Annotated in this window: 14 protein-coding genes; 5 read left to right on the top strand and 9 right to left on the bottom strand. The window is 60.4% G+C overall.

Annotated features, from left to right (window positions below):
- Positions 1-22: 22 nt before the first annotated feature.
- Complete coding sequence (locus tag QMK52_RS15415; RefSeq protein ID WP_005790132.1) at positions 23-3,493, top strand: PAS domain-containing hybrid sensor histidine kinase/response regulator; 3,471 nt, start codon at positions 23-25, stop codon at positions 3,491-3,493.
- A 61-nt stretch (positions 3,494-3,554) separates the two neighbouring features.
- Here QMK52_RS15415 and rmuC read toward each other — a convergent pair whose 3' ends face one another.
- Both rmuC and QMK52_RS15405 read right to left on the bottom strand, forming a co-directional pair.
- The gene (gene rmuC / locus QMK52_RS15410) at positions 3,555-4,919 is read right to left on the bottom strand and encodes a DNA recombination protein RmuC (RefSeq protein WP_177464428.1); all 1,365 of its coding nucleotides are present in this window, start codon (positions 4,917-4,919) and stop codon (positions 3,555-3,557) included.
- Between the two features lie 175 nt (positions 4,920-5,094).
- Complete coding sequence (locus QMK52_RS15405; RefSeq protein ID WP_005790136.1) at positions 5,095-5,418, bottom strand: hypothetical protein; 324 nt, start codon at positions 5,416-5,418, stop codon at positions 5,095-5,097.
- Positions 5,419-5,875: 457 nt separating this feature from the next.
- On the opposite strand from QMK52_RS15405, the gene QMK52_RS15400 reads away from it, so the two are divergent.
- From QMK52_RS15400 to QMK52_RS15385, 4 genes are all read left to right on the top strand, one after another.
- Positions 5,876-6,181 carry a hypothetical protein gene (locus tag QMK52_RS15400; protein WP_032803664.1) on the top strand — a complete coding sequence of 102 codons (306 nt, stop codon included), beginning with the start codon at positions 5,876-5,878 and terminating at the stop codon, positions 6,179-6,181.
- A gap of 442 nt (positions 6,182-6,623) precedes the next feature.
- Entirely contained in the window at positions 6,624-6,848 is a 225-nt protein-coding gene (locus QMK52_RS15395; RefSeq protein ID WP_005790139.1) for a hypothetical protein, read from the top strand.
- 275 nt (positions 6,849-7,123) lie between these two features.
- Positions 7,124-7,606: a hypothetical protein gene (locus QMK52_RS15390; RefSeq protein WP_320403043.1), complete on the top strand. Its 483-nt coding sequence runs from the start codon at positions 7,124-7,126 to the stop codon at positions 7,604-7,606.
- Between the two features lie 146 nt (positions 7,607-7,752).
- Positions 7,753-9,030, top strand: a complete 1,278-nt coding sequence (locus QMK52_RS15385; protein WP_005790143.1) for an OmpP1/FadL family transporter — start codon at positions 7,753-7,755, stop codon at positions 9,028-9,030.
- 65 nt (positions 9,031-9,095) lie between these two features.
- On the opposite strand, the gene QMK52_RS15380 is transcribed toward QMK52_RS15385, so the two are convergent.
- The 7 genes from QMK52_RS15380 to cobU all read right to left on the bottom strand — a co-directional run bounded on the left by QMK52_RS15380 (position 9,096) and on the right by cobU (position 14,384).
- A complete protein-coding gene (locus tag QMK52_RS15380; RefSeq protein ID WP_005790144.1) occupies positions 9,096-9,647 on the bottom strand; it encodes a glutathione peroxidase in 552 nt (183 codons plus the stop codon).
- A 150-nt stretch (positions 9,648-9,797) separates the two neighbouring features.
- Positions 9,798-10,997, bottom strand: coding sequence for an MFS transporter (locus tag QMK52_RS15375; protein ID WP_320404198.1), 1,200 nt, complete (start codon positions 10,995-10,997; stop codon positions 9,798-9,800).
- A 63-nt stretch (positions 10,998-11,060) separates the two neighbouring features.
- Positions 11,061-11,465, bottom strand: a complete 405-nt coding sequence (locus QMK52_RS15370; RefSeq protein ID WP_005790150.1) for a MarR family winged helix-turn-helix transcriptional regulator — start codon at positions 11,463-11,465, stop codon at positions 11,061-11,063.
- A 42-nt stretch (positions 11,466-11,507) separates the two neighbouring features.
- Positions 11,508-12,236 (bottom strand): adenosylcobinamide-GDP ribazoletransferase, encoded by a 729-nt coding sequence (locus tag QMK52_RS15365; protein ID WP_320403042.1) that lies wholly within the window; start codon positions 12,234-12,236, stop codon positions 11,508-11,510.
- 2 nt (positions 12,237-12,238) lie between these two features.
- Positions 12,239-12,814, bottom strand: coding sequence for an alpha-ribazole phosphatase family protein (gene cobC, locus QMK52_RS15360; protein WP_103733674.1), 576 nt, complete (start codon positions 12,812-12,814; stop codon positions 12,239-12,241).
- Positions 12,811-13,866, bottom strand: coding sequence for a nicotinate-nucleotide--dimethylbenzimidazole phosphoribosyltransferase (cobT, locus tag QMK52_RS15355; protein WP_320403041.1), 1,056 nt, complete (start codon positions 13,864-13,866; stop codon positions 12,811-12,813). The genes cobC and cobT overlap by 4 nt, the downstream gene beginning before the upstream one ends.
- Complete coding sequence (cobU, locus tag QMK52_RS15350) at positions 13,863-14,384, bottom strand: bifunctional adenosylcobinamide kinase/adenosylcobinamide-phosphate guanylyltransferase (RefSeq protein ID WP_005790157.1); 522 nt, start codon at positions 14,382-14,384, stop codon at positions 13,863-13,865. Before cobU ends, cobT begins: the two co-directional genes overlap by 4 nt.
- Between the last annotated feature and the right edge of the window lie 126 nt (positions 14,385-14,510).

Here is a 14,510-nt window from a genome sequence, read left to right as displayed (position 1 = left end):
TGTTCTTATGCTCGGAGTTACCATGACGCTGTCCAGCGGGCTGATCGCCGCCGTTGCCCTGGCCTATATGGCCATTATGTTTGCCATCGCCTTTTACGGTGACCGCCGCCATGCGCCGCTGCCACCCCGGGTGCGTGCGTGGGTCTATAGCTTGTCGCTGGCGGTGTACTGCACCAGTTGGACGTTCTTTGGAGCGGTAGGCCAAGCCGCCGAGCAGTTGTGGGCATTTTTACCGATCTACCTGGGGCCGGTGCTGTTACTGGTGTTGGCGCCTTGGGTGCTGCAGAAGATGATCCTGATCAGCAAGCAGGAAAACATCACCTCCATCGCCGACTTTATCGCCGCTCGCTATGGCAAATCCCAATCCCTGGCGGTGGTGGTCGCGCTGATCTGTCTGGTCGGCGTGCTGCCCTATATCGCGCTGCAACTCAAAGGCATCGTGCTGGGCGTAAACCTGTTGATCGGCGCCGGCCCCGACACCACCGGTACCCGGGCTCAGGACACGGCCTTGATCGTATCGCTGGTGCTGGCGCTGTTCACTATCGTGTTTGGTACGCGCAACCTCGATGCCACCGAACACCACCGGGGCATGGTGCTGGCGATTGCCTTTGAGTCTTTGGTCAAGCTGTTCGCATTCCTCGCGGTCGGTGCGTTTGTGACCTACGGCTTGTACGACGGTTTCGGCGATCTGTTCAGCCAGGCCATGCTCGCACCGCGCCTGGAGGAATACTGGAAAGAAACGATCAACTGGCCATCAATGGTGGTGCAGACTGGCGTCGCCATGATGGCGATCATCTGCCTGCCCCGGCAATTCCATGTGACCGTCGTTGAGAACATTGACCCGCAGGACCTGCGCCTGGCCAAGTGGGTATTCCCGGCGTACTTGATCCTCGCCGCGTTGTTCGTGGTACCGATCGCCCTGGGCGGCAAAATGCTGTTGCCCGGTTCGGTGCTGCCCGACTCCTACGTGATCAGCCTGCCGATGGCCCAGGCCCACCCGGCCCTCGCCGTGCTGGCGTTCATCGGCGGGGCTTCGGCAGCCACCGGCATGGTCATCGTGGCCAGCATCGCGTTGTCGACCATGGTCTCCAACGACATGCTGTTGCCCTGGTTGCTGCGCCGCTCCAGCGCCGAGCGGCCGTTCGAAGTATTCCGCCACTGGATGCTCTCGGTACGCCGGGTGAGCATTGTGATCATTCTGCTGCTGGCGTATGTGAGCTACCGTCTGCTCGGCTCGACTGCCAGCCTGGCCACCATCGGCCAGATCGCTTTTGCCGCCGTGACCCAACTGGCCCCGGCGATGCTCGGTGCGCTCTACTGGAAGCAGGCCAACCGACGCGGTGTATTTGCCGGCCTGGCTGCCGGTACATTCCTGTGGTTCTACACCTTGGTCCTACCGGTGACGGCGAAAAGCCTTGGCTGGTCGCTCAGCCTTTTCCCCGGCCTGACCTGGATGCACTCCCACCCATTCGGGCTGTCGGTGACGTCGCTGACCTTGGGTACAGTGTTCTCCCTGGCGGGTAACTTCACCCTCTTCGTCTGGGTATCGATGCTGTCGCGCACGCGGGTTTCCGAGCACTGGCAGGCCGGCCGGTTTATCGGCCAGGAAATCAACCAGCGCGCCAATGCTCGTTCCATGTTGTCGGTGCAGATCAGCGACCTGCTCAGCCTGGCTGCACGTTTCGTCGGCGAAGAACGTGCCCAGCAGAGCTTCATTCGCTTTGCCTATCGCCAGGGTAAAGGCTTCAACCCCAACCAGAATGCCGACAACGATTGGATTGCCCATACCGAGCGTTTGTTGGCCGGCGTGCTCGGCGCCTCCTCGACGCGGGCAGTGGTGAAAGCCGCGATCGAAGGGCGGGAAATGCAGCTGGAGGACGTAGTACGCATCGCCGACGAAGCCTCCGAGGTGCTGCAATTCAACCGCGCCCTGCTGCAAGGCGCTATCGAGAACATTACCCAGGGCATCAGCGTGGTGGACCAGTCGCTCAAGCTGGTGGCCTGGAACCGACGCTACCTGGAGCTGTTCAACTACCCGGACGGTTTGATCAGCGTTGGCCGGCCGATTGCCGACATTATTCGCTACAACGCCGAGCGCGGCCTGTGCGGGCCGGGTGAAGCCGAAGTACATGTGGCGCGACGCTTGCACTGGATGCGCCAGGGCCGCGCGCACACCTCCGAGCGCCTGTTCCCCAATGGCCGGGTGATCGAGTTGATCGGCAACCCGATGCCCGGTGGCGGTTTTGTCATGAGTTTCACCGACATCACCGCGTTCCGCGAAGCCGAACAGGCACTGACCGAGGCAAACGAAGGCCTGGAACAACGAGTGACCGAGCGCACCCATGAGTTGTCGCAGCTCAACGTGGCGCTGACCGACGCCAAAGGCGTGGCCGAATCTGCCAGCCAGTCGAAGACCCGCTTCCTGGCGGCAGTCAGTCATGACCTGATGCAACCCTTGAACGCGGCGCGGCTGTTCTCCGCCGCCCTCTCCCACCAGCACGACGGCCTGTCCGACGAGGCGCGGCAACTGGTGCAGCATCTGGATAGCTCGTTGCGCTCAGCCGAAGACCTGATCAGCGACTTGCTGGATATCTCGCGCCTGGAAAACGGCAAGATCAACCCACAACGCCAGCCCTTTGTACTCAATGAGCTATTTGACACCCTGGGCGCAGAATTCAAGGCGCTGGCCCATGAGCAAGGTTTGCGCTTCCGTTGGCGCGGCAGCCGCCTGCGAGTGGACAGCGACATCAAGTTGCTGCGGCGGGTGTTGCAGAACTTTCTGACCAATGCCTTCCGTTATGCCGACGGGCCCGTGCTGCTGGGCGTACGTCGACGTCAGGGCGAACTGTGCCTGGAAGTATGGGACCGCGGCCCGGGCATTCCGCCGGACAAGCAAAAAGTGATCTTCGAAGAATTCAAGCGCCTGGACAGCCACCAGACCCGCGCCGAGAAGGGCCTGGGCCTGGGCTTGGCGATTGCCGACGGCCTGTGCCGCGTGTTGGGCCATCGCCTGAGCGTGCGCTCGTGGCCGGGCAAGGGCAGCGTGTTTAGCGTATGCGTGCCGCTGGCGCGCAACCAGACCAGCCCGCAGCCAAAAGCCGCCGTGGAGAACGGCCTGCCCCTGAGCGGTGCGCGGGTGCTGTGCGTGGATAATGAGGAAAGCATCCTGATCGGTATGCGCAGCCTGCTGACACGCTGGGGCTGCGAAGTCTGGACCGCCACCGACCAGGCCGAGTGCGCAGCGCTGCTGGCCGACGGTATGCGACCGCAACTGGCGCTGGTGGATTATCACCTGGACCACGGCGAAACCGGCACCGAACTGATGGGCTGGCTGCGAGCGCAATTGGCCGAGCCTATTCCCGGCGTGGTGATCAGTGCCGACGGGCGCCCGGAGATGGTGGCGCAGGTGCATGGGGCGGGGCTGGACTACCTGGCCAAGCCGGTGAAGCCGGCGGCGTTGAGGGCACTGTTGAGCAGGCACCTGCCCTTGTAAAAGGGTCGTGCGTGGTCAAAATGTGGGAGGGGCTTGCCCACTCCCGCATTTGGCCCCACCTCTATTCGGGGAGATGCGCCACGCCATCCGAATCTGTCATCGCTCGCTCCAGTAAATCCGCCGGAAGGCTCTTGCTGGCTCGGGCGCCGAGCAACCTTAACTGCTCGGTACGGCTGACCAGATTCCCACGCCCGTCCGTCAATTTGTTGCGCGCCGCGCTGTAAGCCTTGTCCAACTGCTGCAGCCGGTTGCCCACTTCGTCCAGGTCCTGGATAAACAACACGAACTTGTCGTACAGCCAACCGGCACGCTCGGCGATTTCCCGGGCGTTCTGGCTCTGACGCTCCTGCTTCCACAGGCTGTCGATCACCCGCAGGGTGGCGAGCAAGGTGGTGGGGCTGACAATCACGATATGGCGATCGAAGGCTTCCTGGAACAAATTCGGTTCAGCCTGCAAGGCCGCGGAAAAAGCCGCCTCGATCGGTACGAACAGCAGAACGAAATCCAGGCTGTGCAAACCTTCCAGGCGCTTGTAGTCCTTGCCGGCCAAGCCCTTGACGTGATTGCGCAAAGACAGCACATGCTGCTTCAACGCCGCCTGGCCAATCACTTCGTCATCTGCCGCGACGTACTGTTGATAGGCGGTCAAGCTGACCTTGGAGTCGACCACCACCTGCTTGTCGCCCGGCAACATGATCAGCACGTCCGGCTGGAAGCGCTCGCCATCCGGGCCCTTGAGGCTGACCTGGGTCTGGTATTCGCGGCCTTTTTCCAGGCCTGCGTGTTCCAGCACCCGCTCAAGAATCAGTTCCCCCCAGTTGCCCTGGGTTTTCTGCCCCTTGAGGGCGCGGGTCAGGTTGGTGGCTTCGTCCGACAGGCGCAGGTTCAGTTGCTGCAGGCGCTCAAGCTCCTTGGCCAGGGAGAACCGCTCACGGGCTTCGTTTTGATAGCTTTCTTCAACGCGTTTCTCGAAGGACTGGATGCGCTCCTTGAGCGGGTCGAGCAACTGGCCCAGGCGTTCCTGGCTGGTTTCGGCGAAGCGCTGTTCACGCTCGTCGAAGATTTTACCGGCAAGCTCGGCGAACTGAGCACGCAGCTCGTCCCGTGAGCCTTGCAGGTCAGTGAGGCGCTGCTGATGGCTCTCCTGCTGCTCGCGCAATTCCGCGCTCAGGGCTGCGGCCAAGGCATCGAGACGGCGCAGTTCGGTTTCCTTGGCGCTGCGATCGAGGTTCCAGGCATGGGCGGCATCGCGGGCGTTATCGCGGTCGATCTGCAACAGTTCGACTTCGCGGCCCAGTGCCGCCAGGTCGGCTTGTTTGGCGGCGTTGGCCTGGCTCAGGTCGCTGATTTCATCGCGACTGGCGTCCAGTTGGGCGGCGAGCCCTTCCTGGGCCAGTTGCGCGTTTGCCAGGCGTTCTTCCAGCAGTTCCCAGCCGGTGTTACGCGCGTTCAAGCGCCGCTGAATCTGCCAGCACAGCGCCAGTAACGGTACGGCTGCGCCAACGAGCCCCAAGGCAATACTGGTCCAGTCAAAAACCATAGCCATTTCTGCCATCACCAAAAAAGATCAAGGGTAACCAAGCACAGGGCGCGAAGACAGCTCAGTCTTCGACCTGGCCCAGTTCACGCTGGGCGCGACGATCGCCGGCGCGAGCGGCCGAGCGTAATAGATCATGACCAATGCGCCGATCACGGGCGTTTCCGCACTCACGGCACATCAGTTGGCCGAGACGACTCTGTGCGGCCACCACGCCTTCCCGGGCAGGCTGCTTGAGCAAGCGCCCGGCGAAGTGCTTGACGTTGCTGCTCTGGCCCAGACGCGGGCTGTCGAGCAGCCACAGAGCGACCTTCAAGGAAAAACGCTTGGGTGCGGTAACAGTTTGAGTAGTGTCGGTAACAGAAGGTGATACTGAGCGAAACTTCATAAAGCACTGTGGGACAGAACGGAAGGCGCGCCACTCTACTCTTTTTTTCGTACAGGTAAAGCTGAAAAAAACCTGCACGCCCGTCCTAGAGCAAGCGCTTGGGACAATCCACAGAAGCTGTGGATAACTCAGTGGACAACCCTCCTTGAACTCGCGCAAAGGCCCATGGAACGGGGCCCCCGGTCAAACTGACGATTTTTTCACCAATAAAAAAAAGCCAGATTTTTCATTGACTTAAATTTTGATTACAGGCAAACGGATGCGCTTCACGGTGAGTGAAAGGAGGGTTACACACGCCGCAACTAATGTGCACAAGTACCTATTCGCGGGTTATAACGCCGGCGTTTTTTGATTCAACACGCGTTAAACATGTTACTGAGCGGACAAACCCGAGGGCTTTTCAAATCTGCCCCGGCTCGCCACACTGCGCCACCGTCAACGCAACTCTGTAGGGCCGATGAAAGGAATTCTGCTTTTCGCCATGCTGCTGTTGGCCATCTGCGCGACATCGTTGGGAATCAATGCCGCGCTACCCTCTCCGGACGGCGCGTTGTTTGCCATCGCGATTTTGCTCTCGGCCGCCTTTACCGCCGCGAGCCTGTGCATCGAACTGAGTGACGGCCGGATCAATGATCTGCACGAGGTCATGCAACTGATCGAGACCGGCCAGTCCTTGCGCCTGACGCTCGCCGCCTACGCACTGGGCTGCGCCCTGGCTGCGTCTGTGACCGTACTGGTCTATCGTGGATTGCTCGGCGGCTGATTAAAGTTTTTTGCCACCCCCCTTCCCTTTCCTGTTTCATTCCGTTACTATCCGCGGCGTTAGTACCAAGCTGAAAGTCAATTCTGGTCGAACAAGTCCCCTGAACCACACGGGATCGACCACCTCGATGGTTTCCAGGTATCGCTTGCGACGACACTGCCTTTGAACAAGCAAAGGGTGTCGCGAAGTTTACATACTCTGACCGAACCAACCTGCAAATTGATCAGGATCTTCACCCCGGGCTCAGAACCTTTGCCCCTGTTGTGTTGCCTGCCCTCCTAAGTACCTACCTGCCAGCCCAAGCGCGCCTAAATTATTAGCGCTTCAAACTGGCTGCTTTGTTCCAGTCAGGTTCTTCGCTTGATCAATGGTGATCAGCGTTACTGGAACGTTTTAACGTTGCACGGTTCTTATCCGTGTCATTTGTAGGAACACCAATAATATGAACGCTCAAATCCACACTCAGGATGCCATTCGCACCCTCACTAACGCTTTTGCCCCAATGAACTGCCTGATCATGGCCGCTCGCAAAGGCTGCTTCAGCTTCACCCTGGTCAATGAACACGGTATCGCTCGTCACAGCGAACGCCTGTACCCCGATCAATACTCCAGCGCAGAACCGCTGCAGGCCGTGATCGAGCGTACCCGTCAGGCACTGACTGCCTGATCGACCGAGTCGCTGAAAACAAAAACCCTGTCTGAAAAACAGGGTTTTTTATTGCCTGAAATTTGGCGCGGGCCTGTATTTACTAAGCACCGATAGATATAAACGTTATAACTGAATAGACAAGATGTTTTAAAAACAGTCCTTTACATCATGAATATGACACTACACTTCAACTCAAGCGGCATCGTCCGCTTGCGACGGGCCTGAGATCCGATTCACCGCTGCCAAGCCCTCCTTCTCAGGCTCGTCCACCCCATTTATGGACTGAGGCTTGTATGGGTATTGCCGCCAGCGAATTGTGTCGTTATGTGATCAGGCCGACCTTGACCTACCTCGGCTGCCATAACCCAACAGCCGAGTCCTTGTTACTGGGCATCGCCGCCAGCCAGTCGGAACTGGGGTCGGCCCTGCATGATCGGCGCGGCCATGGCCTCTATAGCATCACTGAACCCCGCCACCGTGCCCTCTGGGACGAATACCTGGCGCTGGACCCGGAACGCGCAAGCCTGGTGCGCGGGCTGGCCAGCCAACATGCGTTTCTGAGTGCGCCCCAGGTGGAGTTGACGGTAAACCTGCGATACGCCACGGCAATCGCCTGGTTGCTGGTAGAACAACACCGCCCGGCACTGCCCGCCCCAGGCGACGTATTGGCCATGGCGCGTATCTGGAAAGAAATATTCCACCCTCAAGGGAGGCTGCGGGATTTTACCCAAGCCTGGCAAAGCTGCGCCCCATCCATAAAACAGGTGATCTGCTGACCGGGCAAATTGCAAGATTCGGCAAAAAACAGCGAATCTGGTCGGATTGTCCTACAAAACCGCTCTATCTCCTGCATTACACCCTATAGCGCGATCGCAAATTTATTGTTACTTTCCGCTGCGGTGATCACCTCGGAGTTCTAATAATGAAAAAAGTAATGCTCAAGACCACACTTAGCCTCGCCGTTGCCATGGCATCCTCCCAACTATTCGCCAGCGGCTTTGCCCTGAACGAACAGAGCGTCAGCGGGATGGGTACTGGTTTTGCAGGTCGATCTTCTTCTGCCGATGATGCAAGCACTGTGTTCGGTAACCCTGCCGGTATGGCACGCCTGGAAGGTCAACAGATCACCGGCGGCGTTGCAGCCATTGATGCTTCTACTGATATCAGCGACGTCAGCGGCCGCTCCCGCGGCAGCAACAAAGGTGACATGGTGCCATTCACCGCCGTCCCTTTCGGTTTCTACACCAATAAACTCAACGATCAGTGGGCTGTCGGCTTCGGTGTCTATGCACCGTTCGGCCTGGTAACCGACTACGAAAGCGGCTTCCAGGGCCGTGGCTTTGGCAGCAAGAGTGAAGTGAAAGTCATCACCTTCCAGCCAACGGTCAGCTACGCCTTCAACGACCGTGTTTCCGTTGGTTTTGGCCCGACCATCAACCGCATCGCCGGCACCCTGGAATCAGACCTGACGCTGAACGCTCTCGCGCCAGACACCAACATCAAGATCAAGGGTGACGACACCGCGCTGGGCTTCAACATCGGCGTGCTGGTACAAGCCACCGATACCACCCGCGTCGGCCTGACCTATCACTCCAAGGTCAGCTACAAGCTGGACGGCCACACCGAAGTCACCGCACCAGCCGCGACCGCTGCCGCCCTGCGCAGCAATCGCTACGATGCGTCGCTGAAGATCGATACGCCTGAGTCCTACGACCTGTCGGTGACCCAAGACCTGACCGACGCCTGGAAACTCTATGCAGGTGCAACCTGGACACGCTGGAGCCGCTTGAAAGACATCACCGTCAAGAACGACGGCGTGTCCGGCGCAACAGGCGGCGCGCTCGCCCCTGCCTTGGTAGGCACTATCAAGGAAGACCAGAACTGGCACGATACCTGGGCCTATGCCGTGGGTACTTCGTATCAGCTCACCAAGCAAGTGGTGTTGCGTACCGGCCTGACTTTCGACCAGTCGCCTACCAACAACACGGATCGTTCGCCACGCATCCCGACCGGCGACCGCACGATCTTCAGCCTGGGCCTGGGCTACGAGGTCATGCCGAACATGACCATCGACCTGGCCTACTCCTACCTGAAGGAAGAAGACGTCAAGGTTTCGCGCTCTAACCAATTGGCCAGCTACAACGCCAAGTATGAAAACAGTGCCAACGGTTTCGGCCTGGGCATGACCTACAAGTTCTAAACCGCGACCGTATAAAAAAGCCCCGCTCTCCTGTGAAGGAGGCGGGGCTTTTCAGTGGCTGGTTATCAGGGTTTGGATGCTATCGCCTGCTCGACCGCCTTGATCAACTCCGGGCTGTCCGGCTTGGTCAGGCTGGAAAAGCTGGCGACAACATTGCCCTGGCGGTCAACCACATACTTGTAGAAGTTCCACTTCGGCGCCGCGTCGGCCTGCTCGGCAAGGACCTTGAACAGATGCACCGCATCCGGCCCCTTGACCTTCTGCGGCTCGGTCATGGTGAAGGTCACGCCATAATTCACGTAACAGACCTTGGCGGTCTCCTCCCCGGTCTTGGCTTCCTGCTTGAAGTCATCGGACGGCACGCCAATCACTTCCAGGCCTTCGCCCTTATAGCGTTGATATAAGCCTTCCAGGCCCTTGAACTGCGGGGCAAAGCCGCAGAAGCTCGCCGTATTGACGATCACCAAGGGTTTGCCAGCGAATTGCTGGCACAGGTCAATGGATTCCTTGGCCCGCAGTTTGGGCAATTGGCCCGTAAGCAGCGACGGGCAGCTGGCGGCCATGGCCACGCTGCCAACAGCCATGAGGACGGGTACAGCGAGCCAGCGCATCAACATGATCAAAGTCCTTGAGTCAGTTCAGGCATTGAACTTAACAGATCGCCATGCCCAGTTGCATCAACGCCAGGCCACCTTGCTGCCAACCCCACCAGGCCAGTAGCAACAGAAGCAACCCTGCCGCCATCACCATCAAGCGCACCGCTACCCTCATGCCACCTCCATCTGCGCCTGCACACGCGCCACTGGCCGCTCACGCACCGGCCAGTTCAAGGCCGCGGCGAGCAGGCTGAGCAGAATCGCCACCTGCCAGATCAAATCGTAGTTGCCGGTTCGATCATAGACCACCCCGCCCAGCCAGCCGCCTAGGAACGAGCCGAGTTGATGGAACAGGAACACAATCCCACCGAGCATCGAGAGGTTGCGTACACCAAACAACGTCGCGACGGTGCCGTTGGTCAGCGGCACGGTGGACAACCACAGAAACCCCATCGCCATGCCAAACAGATAGGCCGTCACTTCAGTGACTGGCGCCCACAGGAACAACACAATCACCACCGCCCGCAGCAGGTACAGACCAGTCAGCAAGCGCGGCTTGGACATGCGCCCGCCCAGCCAGCCAGCGGTATAGGTGCCAAACACATTGAACAGACCGATCAAGGCCAGCACCGTGGTGCCCACCGTGGCCGGCAGATGTTGGTCGACCAGGTACGCCGGCAAGTGCACACCGATAAACACAACCTGGAACCCGCACACAAAAAAACCAAAAGACAGCAGCCAGAACCCGGAGTGAGAGCAGGCTTCCTTCAACGCTTCGCGCAGGGTTTGCTGACCGACCGTGACCGGCAACGGCCGGTCCTTGAGCATGGCAACCAGCGGCAGGATCAACGCCACCATCAAGCCCAACGCCAGCAACGCTGCGGACCAGCCCAGCCAACCGATCAAGCCGAGGGTGCCGGGCACCATGGCGAACTGGCCGAAGGACCCGGCGGCGCTGGCAATGCCCATGGCCATGCTGCGTTTTTCCGGCGGTACGGCGCGACCGACCACACCGAGAATCACTGAAAACGAGGTACCGGACAGGCCGATGCCAATCAGCAAGCCTGCACTCAGGGACAGTGACCACGCGGAGTCGGACATCCCCATCAGCACCAGGCCCACGGCGTACAACACGCCGCCGACAAACACCGCTCTGGTTGCGCCGAAACGGTCGGCCAAGGCGCCGGTAAACGGCTGCGCCAGGCCCCAGATCAAGTTCTGCAAGGCAATGGCGAAGGCGAAGGTCTCACGCCCCCAGCCGAATTCGCTGCTCATCGGCGCCAGAAACAGGCCGAAGCCATGCCGTACGCCCAAGGACAACGCCAGGATCAGCGCACTCCCCACAAGGATCCAACCGCTGGTGCGCCACATCGAGGTCATTTTTTATTCTCCGCTCGCGGGTATATACCCGCTTGTAGTCGAACAAACCGCCGTTCAGGCGAGTTCATCCAGCAAGGCCAACAAGGTTTCGCGCTTTTCAGCGCCGAGCTTATCAATCAGCTTCTGTTGCGCCGCTTCCCATGCCGGCAACGCGGCGGCCAATCGCTGCTGGCCACTTTCAGTCAACAGCACAAGGCGGTTTCGCAGGTCATCGCCCTCGACCAATTGCACCAACCCCTCGCCTTCCAGGACACGCAGGTTGCGCCCCAGGGTGCTGCGATCCAGGCCCATGGCTTCGGCCAAGCTGGAAATGCTCGGTTGGTCGAGGCGCTGCAGGTTACACAGCAAAGAATACTGGGCGACGTTGATCCCGAAGCCGTCGAGAGCGCCGTCGTAATGCCTGCTGACGCCACGGGCGGCGCGTCGCAGGTTGGTGCATAAACATTGGGAAGCAAGCATAGAGCGTGTATATACCCGGAGTTAAGGAATTGCAAGAAAGCGTTACAGCGCCAACCCGACCAGGACAGCGACTTCCAGTAGTTCCAATAGCGCGCCTGCCGTGTCGCCCGTGGTACCGCCAAGGCGCCTGATCATCAAGTGACGCAGCCACACAAAGCACAGCACCGCCAGCAATACCGCAATGCCACCGTTGAAACCACCGATCAGGATGCAGGTCAATCCGCTGAGGATCAGCACCTGCTGGCCGACAATCCGCGGTAAGTAGTCCGACAAGGCCTGGCCCAACCCTCCTGCCCGCACATAGCGCGTGGTAAGAAACAGCGCCAGCATCGAAGCCCGTCCGATCAACGGCGCCAGGATCAGGGCGGCGCCATTATGCTGCTCGATCAAGGCCACCAACGCGCTGAACTTGAGCAATAGCACCAAGCCCAGGGTAACCACCGCAATCGGCCCGCTGCGCGGATCTTTCATGATACTGAGCGTGCGTTCGCGATCACCAAAGCCACCCAACCAGGCATCGGCGCTGTCCGCCAGGCCATCCAGGTGCAGGCCACCGCTGAGCAGCACCCAGGCCGTCAGCAACAGCGCGGCGTGCAGCAGCAAGGGCGCGCCCATCAATACCAGGTTCAACCCCCACAGCAATAGACCGAACAGCAGTCCCACCAGCGGATAAAACAGTAACGAACGGCCTAGCTCCTGAGGCTGCGGCATACCCGGCAAGCGGATCGGCAGGCAGCTGAGAAATTGCAGGGCAATCCAGAACGGCAACATCGTCACGATCCTTCTTTCAGTACGCCGTCGGCACCGACCTGCAGGCTGAAAAGCGCGCCGTGGCCGACCTCGACGTTCAGCAGTTGCTCGCGCGGCATCCCACGCGCCCGGGCCAGCAGCAGGCGCATCACGCCGCCATGGCTGACCAACAACACGCGCTGGCCGGCGTAAGCCTGATGCAGGCGTGACACCGCGCCGAGCACCCGCTCGGAAAATGCACTGACAGGCTCGCCTTGGGGCGGCGTGAACGCATAGGGATCGGCCCAGAACAAACCCAGCCCTTCGGCATCGGTCTCCATCAGCGCCGCGGCGCTCTGGCCTTCCCAGGCACCGAAGTGGAGTTCTTGCAAAGCCGGCTCAAGGCTGACCGGCAGGCCGAGCTGTGCTCCCAGCTCCTGGGCAAACAAGGCGCAGCGTTGCAACGGTGAGCCGATCAACCGATCCCATGGCCCCTGCCCCACCACCGCGGCTCGCATCTGCGCCCAGCCCCTGGCGGTCAAGGCATCGTCCAGGCTGCCGCGCAGGCCGCCGCCCAGCTCGGTTTCGCCGTGGCGCAGCAGGTCCAGGTGCAAGGTCATGCGGGGCGATCTGCCACGGCCGCTTCGGCGAAGGTTGCCATCTGCCCGTGCAACGCACAGGCCAAACGCAACAACGGCACCGCCAGCGCCGCGCCGCTGCCTTCGCCCAGGCGCAAGCCCAGTTCCAGTAGCGGTTCGGCATCCAGGCTGTGCAACACATGGCGATGGCCCGGCTCGGCACCGCGATGCCCGAACACCAGCCATTCGCGGCACGCCGGGTTCAAGCGCACCGCCACCAGCGCCGCAACGCTGCAGATAAACCCATCCACCAGCACCACGATACCTGCCTGCGCACAGGCCAGGTAAGCGCCAACCAACCCGGCAATTTCAAAACCGCCGAGATTGAACAGCGTTTGCAACGCATCACCCCGTTGCCCGGCATGCAGCGCCAAAGCGCGCTCGATGACCGCGACCTTGTGGCTGACGCCCGCTGCATTCAAACCTGTGCCCGGGCCAGTCAGGTCGCTCACCTGGCAATCCAGCAATGCACAGGCCAACGCGCTGGCCGCGGTGGTATTGCCGATACCCATCTCGCCGCCGATAAACACCTGCGCACCGCGTTCCAGAGCGCGGTGCGCGCTGTCTCGGCCGGCTTGCAATGCCAACAGCCCCTGAGCCTGGGTCATCGCCGGGCCATCAACAAAGTTGGCCGTGCCCGCGCCGATATTCACATGACGCACGCCGGGCAAGTTCAGCGAGGGCGTCACTGTGCCAAGATCAATCACTTCCAGTTGCGCATCCAGTTGCCGCGCCAACACGCTGATCGCCGCACCACCACTGACGAAGTTTTGCAGCATCTGCCCGGTCACTTCCTGGGGAAATGCCGACACGCCTTCGGCGACCACACCGTGATCACCGGCAAAAATCGCGATCCACAGTTGCTCCACCGACGGCTTGACCTGGCCCTGCAAACCCGCCAGTTGCACCGCCAGCGCTTCCAGCTGGCCGAGGGAACCGGCGGGCTTGGTCAATTGTTGCTGACGCGCCAGCGCCTGCTCATGAGCAGCGGCATCAATGGCCTTGCAGGGGTTGAGCCACCAGGAGTCCGTCATAACGCAGTACCTTTCAAAGTCAGGGGCAGGCCGGCAACCGTCAACACCACACGCTGACACCGCTCGGCCAAGGCTTGATGCAGCCAACCGGCTTCATCCACATAGCGGCGAGTCAATTCGCCCAGCGGCACGACACCCAGACCGGTCTCGTTGCTGACAAAAATGATTTCACCTGGCAGCGAGGCCAGGGTTTGCAGCAGTTGATCGCGCTCGAACACCAGACGATCGCTATCGTCGAGCATCAGCAGATTGGTCAGCCATAACGTCAGGCAATCCACCAACAGGCAGCGGTCGGTAGCGGCGTTTTCACGCAGCACATGCGCCAGCTCGATGGGTTCTTCAATCAGCCCCCAATGATCCGGGCGACGTTCGCGATGCAGCGCCACCCGCTGATTCATTTCACCATCCAGCGGCTGGCTGGTGGCGATATAAGTGACCGGCAAAGCGCTGTCGCAGGCGAGCTTTTCAGCCAGGCGACTCTTGCCCGAGCGGGCACCACCCAAGATCAGTTGGAGCATGGAATTAGCCCTGTAAAAGTCAAAGGTGGAGCGCAAAACCAGAATGAATGCGGCGCTTTACGTAACCACGATGCGCAGCGAGCCGCTCTTGATTTTGCTTTTGATCTCAGGCGCCCCGTTAAACCA

It is taken from the genome of Pseudomonas sp. P9_2, from assembly GCF_034008255.1.
GTDB lineage: Bacteria > Pseudomonadota > Gammaproteobacteria > Pseudomonadales > Pseudomonadaceae > Aquipseudomonas > Aquipseudomonas synxantha_A.
Note: the sequence above shows the minus strand (reverse complement) of the source record. Positions and strands in the feature narration are given on the sequence as shown.

Bases quoted from the DNA above. Each gene is read 5' to 3' on its own strand.
- QMK52_RS15390 (WP_320403043.1), top strand. From the start codon at position 7,124: ATGGGTATTGCCGCCAGCGAATTGTGTCGTTATGTGATCAGGCCGACC.
- QMK52_RS15405 (WP_005790136.1), bottom strand. From the start codon at position 5,418: ATGAAGTTTCGCTCAGTATCACCTTCTGTTACCGACACTACTCAAACT.
- cobU (WP_005790157.1), bottom strand. From the start codon at position 14,384: ATGCTCCAACTGATCTTGGGTGGTGCCCGCTCGGGCAAGAGTCGCCTG.
- QMK52_RS15375 (WP_320404198.1), bottom strand. From the start codon at position 10,997: ATGTGGCGCACCAGCGGTTGGATCCTTGTGGGGAGTGCGCTGATCCTG.
- QMK52_RS15395 (WP_005790139.1), top strand. From the start codon at position 6,624: ATGAACGCTCAAATCCACACTCAGGATGCCATTCGCACCCTCACTAAC.
- QMK52_RS15385 (WP_005790143.1), top strand. From the start codon at position 7,753: ATGAAAAAAGTAATGCTCAAGACCACACTTAGCCTCGCCGTTGCCATG.
- cobC (WP_103733674.1), bottom strand. From the start codon at position 12,814: ATGACCTTGCACCTGGACCTGCTGCGCCACGGCGAAACCGAGCTGGGC.
- cobT (WP_320403041.1), bottom strand. From the start codon at position 13,866: ATGACGGACTCCTGGTGGCTCAACCCCTGCAAGGCCATTGATGCCGCT.
- QMK52_RS15370 (WP_005790150.1), bottom strand. From the start codon at position 11,465: ATGCTTGCTTCCCAATGTTTATGCACCAACCTGCGACGCGCCGCCCGT.
- QMK52_RS15415 (WP_005790132.1), top strand. From the start codon at position 23: ATGACGCTGTCCAGCGGGCTGATCGCCGCCGTTGCCCTGGCCTATATG.
- QMK52_RS15380 (WP_005790144.1), bottom strand. From the start codon at position 9,647: ATGTTGATGCGCTGGCTCGCTGTACCCGTCCTCATGGCTGTTGGCAGC.
- QMK52_RS15400 (WP_032803664.1), top strand. From the start codon at position 5,876: ATGAAAGGAATTCTGCTTTTCGCCATGCTGCTGTTGGCCATCTGCGCG.
- QMK52_RS15365 (WP_320403042.1), bottom strand. From the start codon at position 12,236: ATGTTGCCGTTCTGGATTGCCCTGCAATTTCTCAGCTGCCTGCCGATC.